Source organism: Micromonospora sp. WMMA1949 (assembly GCF_027460145.1).
Lineage (GTDB): Bacteria > Actinomycetota > Actinomycetes > Mycobacteriales > Micromonosporaceae > Micromonospora.
Genome location: NZ_JAPZBG010000001.1, coordinates 5,719,655 through 5,737,474, shown reverse-complemented (window position 1 = coordinate 5,737,474; position 17,820 = coordinate 5,719,655). Strand labels below are relative to the sequence as shown.

Annotated in this window: 20 protein-coding genes and 1 riboswitch; of the genes, 14 read left to right on the top strand and 6 right to left on the bottom strand. The window is 72.6% G+C overall.

What is annotated here, in order from left to right; all coding sequences use genetic code 11:
• Positions 1–21 precede the first annotated feature (21 nt).
• Complete coding sequence (locus tag O7607_RS26810; protein ID WP_269706109.1) at positions 22–750, top strand: SDR family NAD(P)-dependent oxidoreductase; 729 nt, start codon at positions 22–24, stop codon at positions 748–750.
• Between the two features lie 49 nt (positions 751–799).
• Here the strand turns inward: O7607_RS26810 and O7607_RS26805 are convergent, their stop codons facing one another.
• A complete protein-coding gene (locus O7607_RS26805; RefSeq protein WP_269706107.1) occupies positions 800–925 on the bottom strand; it encodes an MFS transporter small subunit in 126 nt (41 codons plus the stop codon).
• Positions 922–2,331, bottom strand: coding sequence for an OFA family MFS transporter (locus O7607_RS26800; RefSeq protein ID WP_269706106.1), 1,410 nt, complete (start codon positions 2,329–2,331; stop codon positions 922–924). The genes O7607_RS26805 and O7607_RS26800 overlap by 4 nt, the downstream gene beginning before the upstream one ends.
• 178 nt (positions 2,332–2,509) lie before the next feature.
• On the opposite strand from O7607_RS26800, the gene pdxY reads away from it, so the two are divergent.
• The 9 genes from pdxY (at position 2,510) to O7607_RS26755 (ending at position 11,676) form a co-directional block, all read left to right on the top strand.
• Complete coding sequence (pdxY, locus tag O7607_RS26795) at positions 2,510–3,361, top strand: pyridoxal kinase PdxY (protein WP_269706103.1); 852 nt, start codon at positions 2,510–2,512, stop codon at positions 3,359–3,361.
• Between the two features lie 112 nt (positions 3,362–3,473).
• Complete coding sequence (locus tag O7607_RS26790; protein ID WP_269706102.1) at positions 3,474–3,938, top strand: helix-turn-helix transcriptional regulator; 465 nt, start codon at positions 3,474–3,476, stop codon at positions 3,936–3,938.
• A gap of 5 nt (positions 3,939–3,943) precedes the next feature.
• On the top strand, positions 3,944–4,354 hold the full coding sequence (locus tag O7607_RS26785) for a VOC family protein (protein WP_269706099.1): 411 nt from the start codon (positions 3,944–3,946) through the stop codon (positions 4,352–4,354).
• Between the two features lie 3 nt (positions 4,355–4,357).
• Positions 4,358–4,807, top strand: a complete 450-nt coding sequence (locus O7607_RS26780) for a pyridoxamine 5'-phosphate oxidase family protein (protein WP_269706096.1) — start codon at positions 4,358–4,360, stop codon at positions 4,805–4,807.
• A gap of 26 nt (positions 4,808–4,833) precedes the next feature.
• Positions 4,834–7,209, top strand: a complete 2,376-nt coding sequence (locus O7607_RS26775; RefSeq protein ID WP_269706094.1) for an excinuclease ABC subunit UvrA — start codon at positions 4,834–4,836, stop codon at positions 7,207–7,209.
• A 191-nt stretch (positions 7,210–7,400) separates the two neighbouring features.
• The gene (locus O7607_RS26770; RefSeq protein ID WP_269706092.1) at positions 7,401–8,147 is read left to right on the top strand and encodes a hypothetical protein; all 747 of its coding nucleotides are present in this window, start codon (positions 7,401–7,403) and stop codon (positions 8,145–8,147) included.
• A gap of 511 nt (positions 8,148–8,658) precedes the next feature.
• Complete coding sequence (locus O7607_RS26765; protein WP_269706090.1) at positions 8,659–9,657, top strand: tyrosine-type recombinase/integrase; 999 nt, start codon at positions 8,659–8,661, stop codon at positions 9,655–9,657.
• Positions 9,658–9,697: 40 nt separating this feature from the next.
• Positions 9,698–10,750, top strand: coding sequence for a hypothetical protein (locus O7607_RS26760; protein WP_269706089.1), 1,053 nt, complete (start codon positions 9,698–9,700; stop codon positions 10,748–10,750).
• Positions 10,715–10,796: riboswitch (ZMP/ZTP riboswitch) on the top strand. (Overlaps the previous gene by 36 nt.)
• Before the next feature lie 13 nt (positions 10,797–10,809).
• Positions 10,810–11,676, top strand: a complete 867-nt coding sequence (locus O7607_RS26755) for a bifunctional 5,10-methylenetetrahydrofolate dehydrogenase/5,10-methenyltetrahydrofolate cyclohydrolase (RefSeq protein WP_269706087.1) — start codon at positions 10,810–10,812, stop codon at positions 11,674–11,676.
• A gap of 4 nt (positions 11,677–11,680) precedes the next feature.
• Here O7607_RS26755 and O7607_RS26750 read toward each other — a convergent pair whose 3' ends face one another.
• Positions 11,681–12,460 (bottom strand): endonuclease/exonuclease/phosphatase family protein, encoded by a 780-nt coding sequence (locus O7607_RS26750; RefSeq protein ID WP_269706085.1) that lies wholly within the window; start codon positions 12,458–12,460, stop codon positions 11,681–11,683.
• Positions 12,461–12,634: 174 nt separating this feature from the next.
• On the opposite strand from O7607_RS26750, the gene O7607_RS26745 reads away from it, so the two are divergent.
• Positions 12,635–13,408 (top strand): sulfite exporter TauE/SafE family protein, encoded by a 774-nt coding sequence (locus tag O7607_RS26745; RefSeq protein ID WP_269706083.1) that lies wholly within the window; start codon positions 12,635–12,637, stop codon positions 13,406–13,408.
• Entirely contained in the window at positions 13,393–14,196 is an 804-nt protein-coding gene (locus O7607_RS26740) for a GNAT family N-acetyltransferase (RefSeq protein ID WP_269706081.1), read from the top strand. The genes O7607_RS26745 and O7607_RS26740 overlap by 16 nt, the downstream gene beginning before the upstream one ends.
• Here the strand turns inward: O7607_RS26740 and def are convergent.
• Complete coding sequence (def, locus tag O7607_RS26735; RefSeq protein WP_269706080.1) at positions 14,176–14,685, bottom strand: peptide deformylase; 510 nt, start codon at positions 14,683–14,685, stop codon at positions 14,176–14,178. The two genes, O7607_RS26740 and def, sit on opposite strands and share 21 nt — an antisense overlap.
• Before the next feature lie 21 nt (positions 14,686–14,706).
• On the bottom strand, positions 14,707–15,204 hold the full coding sequence (locus O7607_RS26730; protein WP_269706078.1) for a MarR family winged helix-turn-helix transcriptional regulator: 498 nt from the start codon (positions 15,202–15,204) through the stop codon (positions 14,707–14,709).
• A gap of 48 nt (positions 15,205–15,252) precedes the next feature.
• On the opposite strand from O7607_RS26730, the gene pip reads away from it, so the two are divergent.
• Positions 15,253–16,203, top strand: coding sequence for a prolyl aminopeptidase (gene pip / locus O7607_RS26725; RefSeq protein WP_269706076.1), 951 nt, complete (start codon positions 15,253–15,255; stop codon positions 16,201–16,203).
• A gap of 96 nt (positions 16,204–16,299) precedes the next feature.
• On the opposite strand, the gene O7607_RS26720 is transcribed toward pip, so the two are convergent.
• On the bottom strand, positions 16,300–17,493 hold the full coding sequence (locus O7607_RS26720) for a chorismate-binding protein (protein WP_269706074.1): 1,194 nt from the start codon (positions 17,491–17,493) through the stop codon (positions 16,300–16,302).
• A gap of 123 nt (positions 17,494–17,616) precedes the next feature.
• On the opposite strand from O7607_RS26720, the gene O7607_RS26715 reads away from it, so the two are divergent.
• Positions 17,617–17,817, top strand: a complete 201-nt coding sequence (locus O7607_RS26715; RefSeq protein ID WP_013286363.1) for a DUF5999 family protein — start codon at positions 17,617–17,619, stop codon at positions 17,815–17,817.
• The last annotated feature ends 3 nt before the right edge of the window (positions 17,818–17,820 follow it).

Sequence of the window (17,820 nt, the reverse complement as noted above, 5' to 3'; positions counted from 1 at the left end):
GCCAGGCAGGGGAGAAGGGCATTGACCTCCGTCACCATCGTCACCGGGGGAGGGCGCGGCATCGGCGCGGCCACCGCCCGCCGGCTCGCGGCCGACGGCCACGACCTGGTGATCGGCTACCGCACCGATCACAGCGCCGCCGAATCCGTGGCCGCCGACGTGCGCGCCGCCGGCCGCCGCGCGGTCACCGTCGCCGCCGACACATGCGACCCCGAGCAGGTGCGCCGCATCTTCGACGCCGCCGACCGGCTCGGTCCGCTCACCGGCCTGGTCAACAACGCCGGCGTCACCAGCCCGATCGGCCCGTTCACCGACCTGCGCGTCGACGACCTGCGCGACGTCGTCGACGTCAACCTCATCGGGTACGTGCTGTGCGCCCAGCAGGCGGCCCGCAGGCTCACCGACGGCGGCGCCATCGTCAACGTCTCCTCGGTGGCCGCCACGCTCGGCTCACCCGGCGAGTACGTTCACTACGCCGCCGTCAAGGCCGCCACCGACACCCTCACCGTCGGGCTCGCCAAGGAACTCGCACCGCGCGGCATCCGCGTCAACGCCGTCGCCCCCGGCATCATCCGCACCACCATCCACGCCCGCTCCGGCGCGCCCGACCGCCCCGACACCGCCGCCGGCCGAATCCCGATGGGCCGCGCCGGGGAACCCGAGGAGGTCGCCGGCGCGATCGCGTACCTGCTCGGCCCGGACGCCTCGTACACCACCGGCGCGGTCCTGCGCGTCGGCGGCGGCCTCTGACACGACGGCGGCCCGGGGGTTCCGCCCCCGGGCCGCCGCGTCGTGTCTCCTAGTCGGTGAACAGCTTCGCCGCCGTGATCACCGTCTGCACCACGCCGTAGCCCAGCAGCACCGACACCACCAGCCACGACACCACCAGGCGAACCAGCTGCCCGCCACCGCTGTGCTCGTTCACGATCCGCTCCTCTCCGTCGCACCCGGTGCTGTCCCGTCCCGACCCGACGCCGGCTCGTGGTAGCGCTCCGGCACCGGCCGCACCAGCACGTTCGCCACCAGTCCCACCGCCAGCACGCCGACCATCGTGAACAATGCCGGCCGGTACGCCGCCGCGGTCAACGTGCCCGGCTCACCCTGCGCGTCGAGGAACCCGTTGACGATCAGCGGCCCGGCCACCCCCGCCGCCGACCACGCGGTCAGCAGCCGGCCGTGGATCGCGCCCACCTCAAACGTGCCGAACAGGTCCCGCAGGTACGCCGGAATCGTCGCGAACCCACCGCCGTAGAACGACAGGATCACGGACGCCAGCAGCACGAACAACGCCGTCGCGGTCTGCCCCACCAGGGCCAGCAGCAGGTACAGCACCATGCCCACACCCAGATACACCATGTAGATCGGCTTGCGGCCGATCACGTCCGACGTGGACGACCACACGAACCGGCCCGCCATGTTGAACAGCGACAGCAGCCCCACGAACCCGCCGGCCGCCGCCACCGACACCGCCGAGGTCCCGTTGTCCCGGAAGAAGTCCTGGATCATCGGGCTGGCCTGCTCCAGGATGCCGATGCCGGCCGTCACGTTGCAGAACAGCACCACCCACAGCAGCCAGAACGACCGCGTCTTCACCGCGTTGGCCGCCGACACGTTCGCCGTGGTCACCAGCGGCTTCTCCGCCACCTGCGACGGGTCGAACCCGGCCGGGCGCCAGTCCGGCGCCGGCACCCGCACGTTGAACACCCCGAACATCATGATCACGAAGTAGCCGATGCCGAGCGTGACGAACAGCCACACCAGCGCCGACCCCGACGCCGTGGAACCGCTGTTCGACGGGTCGTAACCCGAGTCGAAGAACGACAACAGCTGCCGGGACAGGGGAGAGGCCACCATCGCCCCGCCACCGAACCCCATGATCGCCAACCCGGTCGCCAGACCCGGCCGGTCCGGGAACCACTTGATCAACGTGGAGACGGGGGAGATGTACCCGATCCCCAGACCGACCCCGCCCAGCACCCCGTACCCCAGGTACAGCAGCCACAGCTGCCCGGTCGCGATGCCCAGCGCCCCGACCAGGAACCCCGCCGCCCAGAAACACGCCGAGACGAACATGGCCTTACGCGGCCCGTTCGCCTCCACCCACGTACCGGCCACCGCGGCCGAAAGCCCCAGCATCACGATCGCGATGCTGAAGATGACCCCGATCGCCGTCTGACTCGTGTCGAAATGCGCGATAAGGGAGTTCTTGTACACGCTCGTCGCGTACACCTGCCCGATGCACAAATGGATCGCCAGCGCCGCCGGGGGGATCAGCCAGCGGCTGTACCCCGGCGGCGCGACGGTGTGCCGACGATCGAGTGCGGAAAGCATCGTTGCTTCCTCCGTCCAGAAGGCGAGACCACCGGAGTTCATGCCCCCACCACACGCTGCGCCCAAACCCGTCCCGCGCCCGGCGGTCGGAACCGTGAGCCGAACGGTCACCGCCGCGCCCGCCCGTCATCGCACCACGACTACCCGTCACCACACCGGGAGATGCGACGATGACCGGGTGAAGATCCTGTCCATCCAGTCGTCGGTCGCCTACGGCCACGTCGGCAACTCCGCCGCCGTGTTCCCGCTGCAACGCCTCCGACACGAGGTCTGGCCGGTACTGACCGTGCACTTCTCCAACCACACCGGCTACGGCGCCTGGCGCGGCCCCCTGCTCGCCCCCACCGACGTCGCCGACGTCATCGCCGGCATCGCCGACCGCGGGGTGCTCGGCACCGCCGACGCCGTGCTCTCCGGCTACCAGGGCGACCCCGCCGTCGGCGCCGTCATCCTCGACGCCGTCGCCCAGGTCAAGGCCGCCAACCCGGCCGCCGTCTACTGCTGCGACCCGGTCATGGGCGACGTCGGCCGCGGCATGTTCGTCCGCCCCGGCATCCCCGAGTACCTGCGCGACACCGTCGTCCCGCACGCCGACATCGTCACCCCCAACCAGTTCGAGCTGGAGTTCCTCGCCGGCCGCACCACCGACACCCTGGACGACCTGCTCGCCGCCGTCGACACCGTGCGCGCCACCGGCCCCCGCCACGTCCTGGTCACCAGCGTCCTGCACGGCGACCTGCCCGCCGGGCACCTGGAAGTCGTCGCCGTCTCCGACGACGGCGCCTGGGCCGTCACCACCCCGCTGCTGCCCATCGCCCCCAACGGCGGCGGCGACGTCACCGCCGCGCTCTACCTCGCCCACCTCGCCACCACCGGCTCACCCCCGACCGCGCTGGAACGCACCACCAACTCGATCTACGCGGTACTCGAGGCGACCCTCGAAGCCGGCACCCGCGAACTGCAACTCGTCGCCACCCAGGACGCCATCGCCGACCCGCCCACCCGCTTCACCGCCCGCCGGCTGCGCTGACCCCGGTCCGGGTGCACCCGCCGTCGCCGCGACGCCGCCCGGGTGCACCCGGGCGGCGACTCGCCGCTCGAACAGGTGGACGACCCCACCGGCGAGCAGGCAAGATGCGGACGTGCCACCGGACCCGGTCACCGACGACCCCGCGTTCGCCCAGCGCCTGCGCGACCTGACCCGGCTGCGCCGCGTCCGCGACCGCATCGACCGCGAATACGCCAAACCCCTCGACGTCGAAGCCCTCGCCCGCGGCGAACACATGTCCGCCGGGCACCTCAGCCGCCAGTTCCGCCAGACCTACGGCGAGTCCCCGTACGCGTACCTGATGACCCGCCGCATCGAACGCGCCATGGCCCTGCTGCGCCGCGGCGACCTCAGCGTCACCGATGTCTGCTTCGCCGTCGGCTGCCAGTCCCTGGGCACCTTCAGCACCCGCTTCACCGAACTCGTCGGCGAACCACCCAGCGCCTACCGCGCCCGCCACGTGCCCGACACCGCCGAACCACCCCCGTGCCTCATCAAGCAGGCCAGCCGACCGATCAGAAATCGAGAAGCCCGCCCTGGCCGCCCACCGTTAGCGTGACCACCATGACGATCACCATCCACTACGCGTTCCTGCCACACACAGGCGCCGACGACGCCCTCGCCTTCTACCGCGACGTCCTCGGCTTCGAACTGCGCAACGACGTCGGCTACCAGGACATGCGCTGGCTCACCGTCGGCCCACCCGACCAGCCCGGGACCAGCATCGTCCTGCACCCGCCGGCCGCCGACCCCGGCATCACCGACGACGAACGCCGCACCATCCTCGAACTCATCGCCAAGGGCAGCTACGGCGCGCTCACCCTCGCCACCGACGACCTCGACAGCCTGTTCGACCGCCTCCAGGCAAGCGGCGCCGACGTCGTGCAGGAACCCACCGAACAGCCCTACGGTGTCCGCGACTGCGCCTTCCGCGACCCCACCGGCAACCTCATCCGCATCAACGAGCTGCGCTGAACCATGACCGACGCACCCCGCCCCCGCGCCCAGCGCCGCAAGGACACCACCCACCGCCTCGACCACGACGTCGACTGCTGGGTCGCCACCGCCGACCCCGACGGCACCCCGTACCTCGTGCCGCTGTCGTTCGACTGGGACGGCGACACGCTGCTGGTCGCCACCCCGGCCGACAGCCCCACCGGCCGTAACCTCGCCACCGGCCGCGTCCGCATCGGCATCGGCCCCACCCGCGACGTCACCATGATCGACGGCGACGTGGAAACCCTCGCCATCGACGCCCTGCCCACCGAACGAGGGGACCGCTTCGCCACCCGGACCGGCTTCGATCCCCGTACCCTGACCACGCCCTACCGCTGGTACCGCGTCACGCCACGCCGCATCCAGGCCTGGCGCGAAGCCGACGAGCTGCCCGGCCGCACCCTGATGCGCGACGGCCGCTGGCTCGACTGACACCCGCAACACCGGACGGAGACACCATGAGCAAGGCCACCACCGGCCTGCACCACGCCGACAGCCACGACGTCATCCGCGTCCACGGCGCCCGCGAGAACAACCTGCGCAACGTCGACGTCGAAATACCCAAACGCCGCCTCACCGTCTTCACCGGCGTGTCCGGCTCCGGCAAGAGCTCGCTGGTCTTCGGCACCATCGCCGCCGAGTCCCAGCGCCTCATCAACGAGACCTACAGCGCCTTCGTCCAGGGCTTCATGCCCACCCTGTCCCGTCCCGAGGTCGACGTCCTCGAAGGCCTCACCACCGCCATCATCGTCGACCAGGAACGCATGGGCGCCGACCCCCGCTCCACCGTCGGCACCGCCACCGACGTCAACGCGATGCTGCGCATCCTGTTCAGCCGCCTCGGCGACCCCCACATCGGCCCGCCCAACGCCTACTCGTTCAACGTCCCCTCCGTCCGCGCCGCCGGCGCCATCACCGTCGACCGCGGCCCCGGCAAGACCCAGACCCAGAAGGGCACCTTCAACCGCCTCGGCGGCATGTGCTCCCGCTGCGAGGGCCGCGGCGCCGTCACCGACTTCGACCTCACCGTCCTCTACGACGAGAAGCTGTCGCTCAACGAGGGCGCCATCACCATCCCCGGCTACAGCATGGACGGCTGGTACGGCCGCATCTTCCGCTCCAGCGGCCTGTTCGACCCGGACAAGCCCATCCGCGACTACACCAAGCGCGAGCTGAGCGACCTGCTCCACAAGGAACCCACCAAGATCAAGGTCGACGGCATCAACGTCACCTACACCGGCCTCATCCCGGCCATCCAGAAGTCGATGCTCGCCAAGGACGTCGACGCCATGCAGCCGCACATCCGCGCCTTCGTGGAACGCGCCGTCACGTTCACCACCTGCCCCGACTGCGACGGCACCCGCCTGGCCCCGGAAGCCCGCTCCTCGAAGATCAACGGCATCAACATCGCCGACGCCTGCGCCATGCAGATCAGCGACCTCGCCACCTGGGTACGCGACCTGCACGAACCCTCCGTCGGCCCGCTGCTCAAGGCACTGGGGGACACCCTCGACTCCTTCGTCGAGATCGGCCTCGGCTACCTCAGCCTCGACCGCCCCGCCGGCACCCTCTCCGGCGGCGAGGCCCAGCGCACCAAGATGATCCGCCACCTCGGCTCGTCCCTCACCGACGTCACGTACGTCTTCGACGAACCCACCATCGGGCTGCACCCGCACGACATCGCCCGCATGAACAACCTCCTGCTGCAGCTGCGCGACAAGGGCAACACCGTTCTGGTCGTCGAACACAAACCCGAGACCATCGCGATCGCCGACCACGTCGTCGACCTCGGCCCCGGCGCGGGCACCGCCGGCGGCACCATCTGCTACGAAGGCACCGTCGCCGGGCTGCGCGCCAGCGACACCACCACCGGCCGCCACCTCGACGACCGCGCCACCCTCAAGGACAAGCTGCGTACGCCCACCGGCGCCCTGCCGATCCGCGGCGCCCGCACCCACAACCTGCGCGACGTCGACGTCGACATCCCCCTCGGTGTCCTGGTCGTGGTCACCGGCGTCGCCGGCTCCGGCAAGAGCAGCCTCATCCACGGCTCACTGGCCAAGCGAGAGGACGTCGTCAGCGTCGACCAGACCGCCATCCGCGGCTCCCGCCGCAGCAACCCGGCCACCTACACCGGCCTGCTCGACCCCATCCGCAAGGCCTTCGCCAAGGCCAACGGCGTGAAACCCGCCCTGTTCAGCGCCAACTCCGAAGGCGCCTGCCCGACCTGCAACGGCGCCGGCGTCATCTACACCGACCTCGGCATGATGGCCGGCGTCGCCAGCACCTGCGAGGACTGCGAGGGCAAGCGCTTCCAGCCGGCCGTCCTCGAATACCGCCTCGGCGGCCGCGACATCAGCGAGGTCCTCGCCATGTCCGTCAACGAGGCCGAGACGTTCTTCAGCGACGGCGAGGCCCGCACCCCGGCCGCCCACACCATCCTCGACCGGCTCGCCGACGTCGGCCTCGGCTACCTCACGCTCGGTCAGCCGCTGACCACGCTGTCCGGCGGGGAACGGCAACGTCTCAAGCTCGCCACCCGGATGGGGGACAAGGGCGGCGTGTACGTCCTGGACGAGCCCACCACCGGCCTGCACCTGGCCGACGTCGCCCAGCTGCTCGGCCTGCTCGACCGGCTCGTCGACGCGGGGAAGTCCGTCATCGTCATCGAGCACCACCAGGCCGTCATGGCACACGCCGACTGGATCATCGACCTCGGTCCCGGCGCCGGGCACGACGGCGGACGGATCGTCTACGAGGGCACCCCGGCCGACCTCGTCGCCGCCCGCTCCACGCTCACCGGCGAACACCTCGCCGACTACGTCGGCGCCTGACCACCGCGCCCGCCGCGCGCGCCATGCCGGACCTGCGGCCGGTCGAGGACGCCCGGGAGGGGGAGGAGGGGAGAGGCGCCGGTTCTGTTCCTCCGAACCGCGCCGGGACGTTCGGATGATCACCAGAACACAGCGCCCGTGCCACCATGTAGGGCCCTTCCCGTCACCGGCCACAAGGGATGAGGTCCGGCATGGAGCTGCGCAAGACCCGACAGACGCTGTGGAGCGGCCTCGCGATCTTCGCTGTCGGCGTGGCCCCGCTGCTGTACCTGACGCCCTCGTCAACCGTGAGGTGGGTTCTCGTCCTTCTCTGGCTGCTGGCGGCCGGCGTGTTCGTCGCCTACCAGCTCAGGCCGTTCCGGTTCGGCATCGGAACCGACGGACTGGACCTGCGCGTCGCCGGGCTCAACCGGCTGGTGGCGTGGGCCGAGATCGACTCGGTCGTCCTCGACCAGCCGCTGCCGTCCGGTGGCCGGAAACAGAGAGCCGCATCGGTGTTGCTGGTGCCGGCCACCGCATCGACCATCGACCGCAGGCTCACCGGCCGCAGCCCCCTCGACGGCCGGCCGGCTCTGGTGCTCATCCATCTCGACCAGGTGCGGCAGCCGCCGGGTGAGGTGGCAGCCGCCCTGGCCCACTTCGGGGGAAGCCGCTTCACCGACGCGCGCCAGCAAGTTCCGCACCGGCACGACGCGCCGGGCACCCCGCCGGACCTGGATGGGCTGAACGTGTTGGCCGAGCTGATGCCGCGAGCGCAGAAGGCGCTCGACTCGGGCGACGCGTCGCAGCGGCAGGCGCTCAAGGCAGAGGTCGACGCGGCACTCGCGCGACGACGGCCCGCAGCGCCGGCCGGAGACGGCGAGCCCCGACTGGACGACGTCCTCAAAGCGATATCGGACGCTCTCAGCGCCGCGGACGAGGACGCCAAGCCCTCCTGAGCCCCTCCGGCGTCCAGGTTCGATAATGTACATTATGTCAAGTAACCCGGGTGAGGGCCTCCCCGGGCGTACCCGGAGCGTGCGACCGCCGACCGCGGCGAACGCAAGCCGTCGGCGCAGGGACACCCGGACCGACGTGTGGCCGGTCGGCGACGTCGAGTCGCTGGCGCGCTCGTAGCGCTGTCGCAGCACGAACCACGCGTCGGGCTCGGTCACGCGCACCGCGGCCGGCATGCCACTCACACGCCCCCACGCCTCGTCGATCATGAGGTTGGCGGCAGTCGGCGTCCACTTTGTCGCCGCCAACTTCATGATCGACGAGTCGGGCGAGCCGGCGAGGCGGGTGCCGGGTCGACGCTGGTCCGGGCACTGTCTGCGCGACCGCCCGCAATGGAGTCCCCACCTCCCCTTGCTGACACCGAAGGGCGCGTCGACTCGATGGCGGGATTGGGCCACTCTCCCCCGGCGGCCACTTCTGGCGGGAACGCGAGAATCATGCATAATATCCCTTATGCATGACAAACCGGACGAAATGGTAAGTGCTCTGATCGAGGAGTTCCTGACCGCCCGGGCCACCCGGAAGCCCTCCCCGCACACCCTGGCCGCGTACCGCAGGGATCTGACCACGGTGGCCGAGCTGGTCGCGGCGGACGGTGACACCACTCCCCTCCCCCTGGACCGGCTAGCGGTCAGCGCCCTCTCCCCCCGCGTGATGCGCGCGGCGTTCGCGCGGTTCGCCGCTCCCCGCGCCGCCGCGTCGGTCCACCGTGCCTGGTCGACGTGGAACAGCTTCTTCACGTTCCTGGTGGCCGAGGGTGTCGTACCGGGAAATCCGATGCCGGCGGTGGGGCGGCCCCGCACGCCTCTCCCCCGGCCCAAGCCGTTGCGGGGCGAGGACACCCCGGAGGAGCTGCTGTCGGCGGTGGCGCGCGCGGAGGGCCGGCAGCGCGATCCGTGGCCGGAGCGCGACCTGGCGGTGCTGGCGCTGGCGTTGTGCGCGGGATTGCGGCTGTCGGAGCTGCTGGCGCTGCGGGTGTCGTCGGTGGCCGGGCGCGACGGTGAGCGGCGGGTGGACGTGGCGGGTAAGGGTGGGCGGCCGCGTACGGTGCCGATCGACGACGCCGTGGACCGGGTGCTGGTGGGTTACCTGGACAGCCGGCGGCACCGGTTCGGGTCGCGCAGTGTGCGGCCGGACTCGCCGTTGCTGGTGGACCGTCAGGGTGAGGCGTTGCGGCGGGGCGGTCTGCAGTACCTGGTGGAGTCGTGTTACCGGCGGGCGGGCATTGGTGACCGGGTGCCGCGGGGTGCGCGGTTGCACGCGTTGCGGCACACGTTCGCGACGCGGTTGGCGGAGGACGGGGCGAGCGCGGCGGAGATCATGCGGTTGCTGGGGCATGCGTCGTTGGCGTCGTCGCAGACGTACATCGAGGTGACGGCGGGTCAGCAGCGGGCGGCGGTGGCGGCGAACCGTACCAATCGGGCGTTGTCGGGGTTGGCGCCGCGGCGGTGACGGTCGGCGCGAGGGGTGGTGCGCTGGCAGGATCGGCCGGATGCGGGTGGATGCGGCGCGTGCGGTGGCGGTCGGGTGGGTGCGGGAGCGGATGCGGGCGGATCCGTCGATCGAGGGGGCGTTGTTCAGCGGGTCGACTGTGGGGTTGCCGGGCGACGCGCTGCTGCCGGTGTGGTCGGACGTGGACGTGTTGCTGGTGCGCCGGGAGCCCGGTGTGAAGGTGGGCAAGTTCGTGCACCGGGGGGTGCTGCTGGAGGTCAGCACGGTCACGTGGGAGGAGTTGGGCGGCCCGGAGGATGTGCTGGGGTCGTGGGTGTTCGCGCCGATGTTCCGTACCGATGGGGTGATCGCGGATCCGTCGGGCCGGCTGGGTGCGGTGCGGGAGCGGGTGGCGGCGGGGTTCGCGGATCCGGTGTGGGTGCGGGCGCGTTGTGCGGGTGTGCGGCGGCGGATCGAGGGCGGGTTGCGGGCGGTCGACGCCGAGCGGTCGACCGCGGAGCAGGTGTTGGCGTGGGTGTTTCCGACGTCGTTGCTGGCGGTGTGGCCGGCGGTGGCGGGGCTGGCGGATCCGACGGTGCGGCGGCGGTACGTGCGGGCGGATCGGGTGTTGTCGCGGTTCGGGTTCGCGGATCGGTATGCGGGGTTGCTGGACACGCTCGACGGTGGCGGGGCGGGTGTGGACGCCTCGCGGGTGCGGGAGCACCTGGACGGGCTGGCGGTGGTGTTCGACGAGGCGTCGCGGTTGCCGCGGGAGGGGTTCGCGTTCGGGGCGGATCTGGGTGCGGCGGGCCGGCCGGTGGTGTTCGACGGTGCGGCTGAGCTGATCGCGGCGGGCCGGCATCGGGAGGCGATGTTCTGGGTGCTGGTGACGTACGCGCGGTGTCATCTGGTGTTGGGGGCGGTGGCGCCGGAGCGGGAGCGGCCGTTCGGGCGGTGCTGGCGGACCTGGGGGTGGCGTCGGCGGCGGATCGGCGGCGGCGGGCGGACGCGTTGCTGGCGGCGTTGCCGGGGTGGCAGGCGGTGGTGGATGCGGTGGCGGCGGAGGCTGTGGCAGGCTGAGGGGGAACGCGACTGGCGGCACGGGGATGGGTGAACCATCGGGGAGCTCGTCGTGGGGGTCGACCGCCTGGGCCTCCGCGGGCGAGGTGTCGTATGTCTTCTGCGCGGTTGTTGCCGGGTGCTCCGGTGGCGGAGCGGGTGTTGTCGGAGGTCGCCGCGTCGGTGGCGGAGCTGTGTGCGGCGGGGGTGACGCCGGCGCTGGCGACGGTGCTGGTGGGTGACGACGACGCGAGCGCGGGTTACATCCGGATCAAGCAGCGTCAGGCGGCGGAGCTGGGTTTCGTGTCGCCGCACGTGCATCTGCCGGCGTCGGCGTCGCAGGCGGATCTGCATGCGGTGCTGGCGGATTTCAACGCGGACGCCACGGTGCACGGGGTGCTGGTGCAGTATCCGATCCCGGGTCATCTGGACTACGACCGGGCGTTGGCGGTGCTGGACCCGGACAAGGACGTGGACGGGATGCACCCGGTGAACATGGGCCGGCTGGCGTTGGGGTTGCCGGGTCCGTTGCCGTGTACGCCGGCGGGGATCGAGGCGTTGCTGGCGTTCCATGGTGTGCCGGTGGCGGGCCGGGAGGTGGTGATCCTGGGCCGGGGTGCGACGTTGGGGCGGCCGTTGGCGATGTTGCTGGCGCAGAAGCGGCCGACGGCGAACGCGGCGGTGACGGTGGTGCACACGGGGGTGGCGGACTGGCCGCGGTACACGCGGCGGGCGGAGATCCTGATCGCGGCGGCGGGGGTGCCGGGGATCGTGCGGCCGGAGCATGTGCGTCCGGGTGCGGTGGTGGTCGGCGGCGGGGTGCGGTACGAGGGGCGGCGGCTGCTGCCGGACGTGGACGAGTCGTGCGCCGAGGTGGCGGGGGCGATCACGCCGCGTGTGGGCGGGGTGGGTCCGACGACGGTGGCGATGTTGTTCCGTAACGCGGTGGAGGCGGCGCGGCGGCAGAGTGGTCTGGGCTGAGTGGTCAGCCGAGGTCGACGACGAGGGGCCGGTGGTCGGAGATGGTGGCCAGGGGTGTGTGGACGGCGGTGACGGCCGGTAGCCGGTCGAGGGCGTGCCGGTCGGCGAGGATGTGGTCGAGCTGGACGCGGGGTTGCCCGGCCGGGTAGGTGGGGCGCCGCGCGAGGGGCTGCCAGCGGGTGATCGCGGCGGCGGGCCCGGCGGGCAGGTTGAGGTCGCCGAGCAGGATCCGGGGTGCGGGCAGGGTGCGCAGGACGCGGACGACGCGGCGTAGCTGCCAGACGTTCCAGCCGGGCACGAAGGACAGGTGGGTGGCGGCGACGGTGAGCGGGCCGTGGGGGGTGTCGAGGACGGCGGCGAGAACGACGCGGGGTTCGTCGCGGAGCAGGACGAGTCCGCCGCCGGGGCCGGGTGCGTAGATGGGTGAGCGGACGGGGGCGGCGCGCAGCCGGGTGACCTGCCAGGAGCGGACGGGGTGGCGGCTGATCAGGCCGATGCCGTAGAGGGGTTCGCCGTGGCCGTCGTCGTCGTGGGTGAGGGGGCGGAACTGTTCGCCTGGGGTGCCGACGACGGCGGCGGCGAAGCGGTGGTGGTCGGCGTGCAGGGCGCGGGCGGCCACCGCGGTGAGGTCGAGTTTGCCGCTGCGGGTCTGGTCGCGGTCGACTTCCTGCAGGGCGAGGACGTCGGCGTCGAGGTCGGTGACGGCGGCGGTGAGCCGGTCGGGGTCGACGAGCCCGTCGGTGAGGGATCGGCCGTGCAGCAGGTTGAAGGTGGCCAGGCGCACCTGGACACCCTACGTCGTCGTGGGAGTCTTGCCGGGTGCTGAAACTGTTGTGCTGTTCGATGCTGGTGTTCGTGGCGGTGGGCTCGGTGGGGGTGTGGTTGCGGCGTCGCCGGGGGCGGTGAGGCTGGCCACAGGCGGCGTCGTGGCTGGTGGTGGCGTGGGCAGAATGCGGCGGTGGATGCCCTGTCGTTGACGACGTTGCTGAGCGCTGCCCTGCTGGCCGGGTGGGTGGACGCGGTGGTGGGTGGCGGCGGTCTGTTGTTGTTGCCGGCGTTGCTGGTGGCGGCGCCGGGTGTGCCGGTGGCGACGGCGTTGGGCACGAACAAGCTGGCGGCGATCTTCGGTACGTCGACGGCGGCGGTGACGTATGCGCGGCGGACGAAGCTGGACTGGGCGGTGGCGGGTCCGGCGGCCGGGTTGGCGGTGCTGACGGCGGGCCTGGGTGCGGCGTTGGCGGGTGCGGTGCCGGGTAGCGCGTACCGGCCGGTGGTGCTCGTGGTGCTGGTGGCGGTGGCGGTGTTCGTGCTGGCGCGGCCGTCGCTGGGTGTGGTGGCGTCGCCGCAGCGGCGGACCCCGAAGCGGGTGGTGGTGGCGGTGGCGGTGGCCGGTGTGGGCATCGCCCTGTACGACGGGTTGATCGGGCCGGGTACGGGGACGTTTCTGGTGCTGGCGTTCACGGCGATTCTGGGTTCGGATTTCGTGCACGCCTCCGCGATGGCGAAGGTCGTGAACGCGGGCACGAATCTGGGTGCGCTGGTGGTGTTCGGGTTGACCGGGCACGTGTGGTGGGCGTTGGGCGCGGCGATGGCGTTGTGCAACGTGGTGGGGGCGGCGGTGGGCGCGCGGATGGCGTTGCGGCGCGGTGCCGGGTTCGTGCGGGTGGTGCTGCTGGTGGTGGTGCTGGCGCTGGTGGCCCGGCTGGGTTACGACCAGTGGATGGCGGGCTGATCGCGGTGGCGGTGCGGGCGGAGCACGACCGGGCGGTGCTGGCGGGTCTGCTGGGCCGGGATCCGGTGCTGCACGCGTACCAGTTGGGTGATCTGGACGATTTCTTCTGGCCGTGCACGTCGTGGTTCCGGCGTGACGACCAGGTGGTGCTGCTGTATCACGGGGTGGAGTTGCCGACGTTGCTGGCGTTCACGGCGCCGGATCGGGTGGCGGGGCTGGCGGGGTTGCTGGCGGAGGCGGCGCCGGTGTTGCCGGCGCGGATGTGGGCGCACCTGTCCCCCGGGCTGGAGGCGGTGGTGTCGCGCTGGTTCGTGGTGTCGGAGGCGGCGGCGCATCACCGGATGGTGCTGACGGATCCGGGGCGGCTGGCGGCGGTGCGGGCGGTGGGTGAGCCGTTGGGTCCGGCGGACGCGGCGGAGCTTTCCGGGTTGTACGCGGTGGCGTATCCGGGGAACTGGTTCGACGCGCGGATGCTGGAGACGGGCCAGTACGTGGGGGTGCGGGAGCGGGGCCGGCTGGTGGCGGTGGCGGGGGTGCACGTGTTCTCGCCGCGGTGGCGGGTGGCGGCGCTGGGGAACGTGACGACGCATCCGGATGTGCGGGGCCGGGGTCTGGGTGCGGGTGTGGTGGCGGCGTTGTGCGCCCGGCTGCGCGCGTCGGTGGATCACGTGACGTTGAACGTGCGGGCGGACAACGCGGCGGCGGTGCGGCTGTACGAGCGGTTGGGGTTCTCCCGGGTGGCCGGGTTCACCGAGTGCGCGTTGACGTCAGCGGCCGCGGCTGGGTGAGTCGAATCGGCCGGCGCGGATCTCGCGCAGGGCGCGGCGGCGGGTGTCGCCGCGCAGGGTGTCGACGTAGAGGCGTCCGCGCAGGTGGTCGGTCTCGTGTTGCAGGGCGCGGGCGAGGAAGCCGCTGCCGGTGACGGTGAGCGGTTCGCCGTGCTGGTCGTAGCCGTGGGCGGTGGCGTGCAGCGCGCGGGGGGTCGGGAAGTACAGGCCGGGGATGGACAGGCAGCCTTCCTCGTCGTCCTGGAGTTCGTCGGACACCTCCAGGGTGGGGTTGACCATGTGGCCGCGGTGGCCGTCGGCGTCGTAGACGAACACCTGGGCGTTGACGCCGATCTGGGGTGCGGCGACGCCGGCGCGGCCGGGTGCGCCGAGCAGCGTGTCCATCAGGTCGGTGACGAGGGCCCGCAGTTCGGCGTCGAAGGCGGTGACGGGTTCGCTGGGGGTGCGCAGCACGGGGTCGCCGATGATCCGGATCGGGCGCATAGTCATGTCCGGAAGGCTATCCGTTGCTTACCGGTTCCGGGTGTCCGGTGGGGTGTCGAGGAGTCCGGTGTCGGCGATGCGGTCGCGCAGGGGGCGGCGGCGCAGGGCGTCGAGGACGGCGTACAGCTCGTCGGCGAGCGGCACGGGCAGTTCGGTGTCGAGGTGGCGTACGGCGGCGGTGGTGGCGGCCCATTCGGCTTCGACGGCGGGCAGCAGGGCGCGGGCGCGGTCGGTGAGGGTGACGATGCGGTGGCGGGCATCGGTGCCGGGGCGCAGGTCGACGAGGCCGGCGCGGCGCATCTGGGCGACGGTCTGGCTGGCGGCGGAGTGGGTGACGCCGACGCGGGCGGCGAGGTCGCGGATGGGCAGCGGGCCGTCGGCGACGAGCGCGCGCACGACTGGTGAGTAGCGGGGCCGGTAGTCGGTGAGGCCGAGCCGGTCGTGGACGGCGGCGACGTCGCCGTCGAGGACGTCCAGGACGTGGCGTAGCAGGGTGCCGAGGGCGTCGCGGTCGGGGGCGGTCACGTCCACTAATGTAACAGCGCTGTTGTATCTGACTCGGGGAGGCCACTGATGTATCCACCGATCGAGCCGTACGCCCACGGCATGTTGGACGCCGGCGACGGGCAGCGCGTGTACTGGGAGACCTGCGGCAACCCGGACGGGCGGCCGGCGCTCGTGGTGCACGGCGGGCCCGGCTCCGGAGCGGGCGCGTCCTGGCGGCGGCTGTTCGACCCGGCCGCCTACCGGATCGTGCTGTTCGACCAGCGTGGCTGCGGGCGCAGCACTCCCCCGGCGTCGGATCCGGCCACCGACCTGTCGGTGAACACCACCGCGCATCTGCTGGCCGACATGGAGGCGCTGCGCGTACACCTGGGGATCGACAGGTGGCTGCTGTGCGGCGCGTCGTGGGGGTCGTCCCTTGCCCTGGCGTACGCGCAGCGGCACCCGGATCGCGTCAGCGCGCTGGTGCTGTTCAGCGTGGTCGCCAACACCAGCCGCGAGATCGAGTGGGTGACCCGGGACATGGGCCGGGTCTTCCCGCAGGAGTGGGCGCGGTTCCGCGACGGCGTGCCCGAGGCCGACCGCGACGGTGACCTGTCCGCCGCGTACGCCCGGCTGGTCGCCGACCCGGACCCGGCCGTGCGGGACCAGGCGGCGCGGGACTGGTGCGACTGGGAGGACGTGCACGTGTCCCTGGCCGGCGGGTACGCGCCGAGTCCCCGGTTCGCCGACCCGGTCTTCCGGTACGGGTTCACCCGGCTGGTGACGCACTACTTCGCCAACCGGGGTTTCCTGCCCGACGGGCAGCTGCTGCGCGAGGCGGGCCGCCTCGCCGGCATTCCGGGGGTGCTGGTGCAGGGCCGGCTGGACGTCAGCGGTCCGCCGGACATCGCCTGGCAGCTGACCCGGGACTGGCCGGACGCGCGGCTGGAGATCGTGGAGTCCGGCGGCCACGGCGGCGGGCACGGCATCAGCGAGCGCGTGGTCGCCGCCCTGGACTCCTTCGCCGCCGGCGGCTGAGCCGCCGCGCGCGGCCGCCACCGGCCCGCGCGATCCGAGCCGCCGCGCGAGGCCCGCCGACGGCGCCCGGGCCGGTGGCGGGGGCCGGGCGGCCCGTCAGCCGGCGAGCAGGGCGCGGATCGGGGCGGCCTTGGCGGCGGCCTCGGCGACCTCGGCGGCCGGGTCACTGTCCCAGGTGATGCCGCCGCCGGCCCACAGGTGCAGCAGGTCACCGTCGGCGGCGGCGGTGCGGATGGTCAGGCCCAGGTCGAGCCGGTCGGGGCCGACCCAGCCGAGCGCGCCCATGCTCGCGCCGCGTCCGACGGGCTCGAGCGCGGCGATGCGGGCCAGGGCGGCGCGTTTGGGTGCGCCGGTGACCGACCCGCCGGGGCACACCGCGCGCAGCAGGTCGGCCAGGCCCAGGCCGTCGGCGGGCGCCGCCGACACCGTGGACTCCGCCTGCCACAGGTCACACCAGCGGCGTACGGCGAACAGCTCGTCGACGCGCACCGAGCCGGTACGGGCCACCCGGGCCAGGTCGTTGCGTTCCAGGTCGACGATCATGACGTGTTCGGCGCGTTCCTTGGCCGAGGCGAGCAGGTCGCGGCGTCCGGCGGCGGTGGCCGGGCGGGTGCCCTTGATCGGGCGGGTGACCAGCCGGCCGTGCTCGACGGCGATGAGGGTCTCCGGGGAGGCGCAGCCGAGCGCCCAGCCGGGGCCGTGCAGGGTGCCGCCGTAGCGGGCGCCGGGTAGCGCGGCGAGGCGGGCCAGCGCGGGGCGCGGGTCGCCGCGGTAGCCGGCGGCGGCGTGGCCGACGACGTTGACCTGGTAGACGTCGCCGCGGGCGATGGCGGCGCGGACCGCGCCGACGGCGTCGGCGTGCGCGGCCGGGGTCCAGCTGTCGCGCCAGGGCCCGAGCCGACACGGCGCCGGGGCCGCCGGCCGGGGCGCAGCGGGCATGTCGGTGTGGTGGTAGACGACCACGACCAGGTCGGGCAGCGCCGGCGCGGGGCTCGGCGCGCCGGGCGACACGCCGATGGCGTACGCGCCGGCGGCGGCGGACAGGTACAGCGCGGCACCGCACACCGCGGCGTCCGGGTCGTGGCGACCGGGCCGGGCGAGGTCGTCGCGGTCGACGCCGTGCGCGGCGAGGAAGCGTTGTGCCAGGTCGGCGGGGTCGCCGCCGTCGCCGATCGACCAGTGCAGCCGGGCGGTCTCGACGAGCCGCCGGCGACATCCGGGAGGCGCGCCGGGAGCATCGACCTCCACCAGTGGGAGCGCTTCCACGACGTCCGGGCGGTTACGGGTCATCCGTTCAGCCCATTCTGGGTGAACAAGACGCATCCTTGCTCGTTGCCGCTCAGTTTTCCTTGGTACTGTGCGTCACTGGTCATGTGAACCATGACACAGTGCCCCCACAGTCCGGAGAACCCGATGTGTCAGCACCAGCCCACCTGCCCCTCCGCCGACGCGACCGACCGAGAGGCCGCCCGCGTCCTCGCCTGCTTCCCTGAGCAGGGCTGGAGCCTGCTCTGCAACGGTGTCATCGTCTTCGAGGACACCGGTGAGCTGCTCCCCGACGGGCGCACCATCGCCCCGCACCGGGGTCCGGCCCGCCACGCCCTCGTCGCCTGAGCG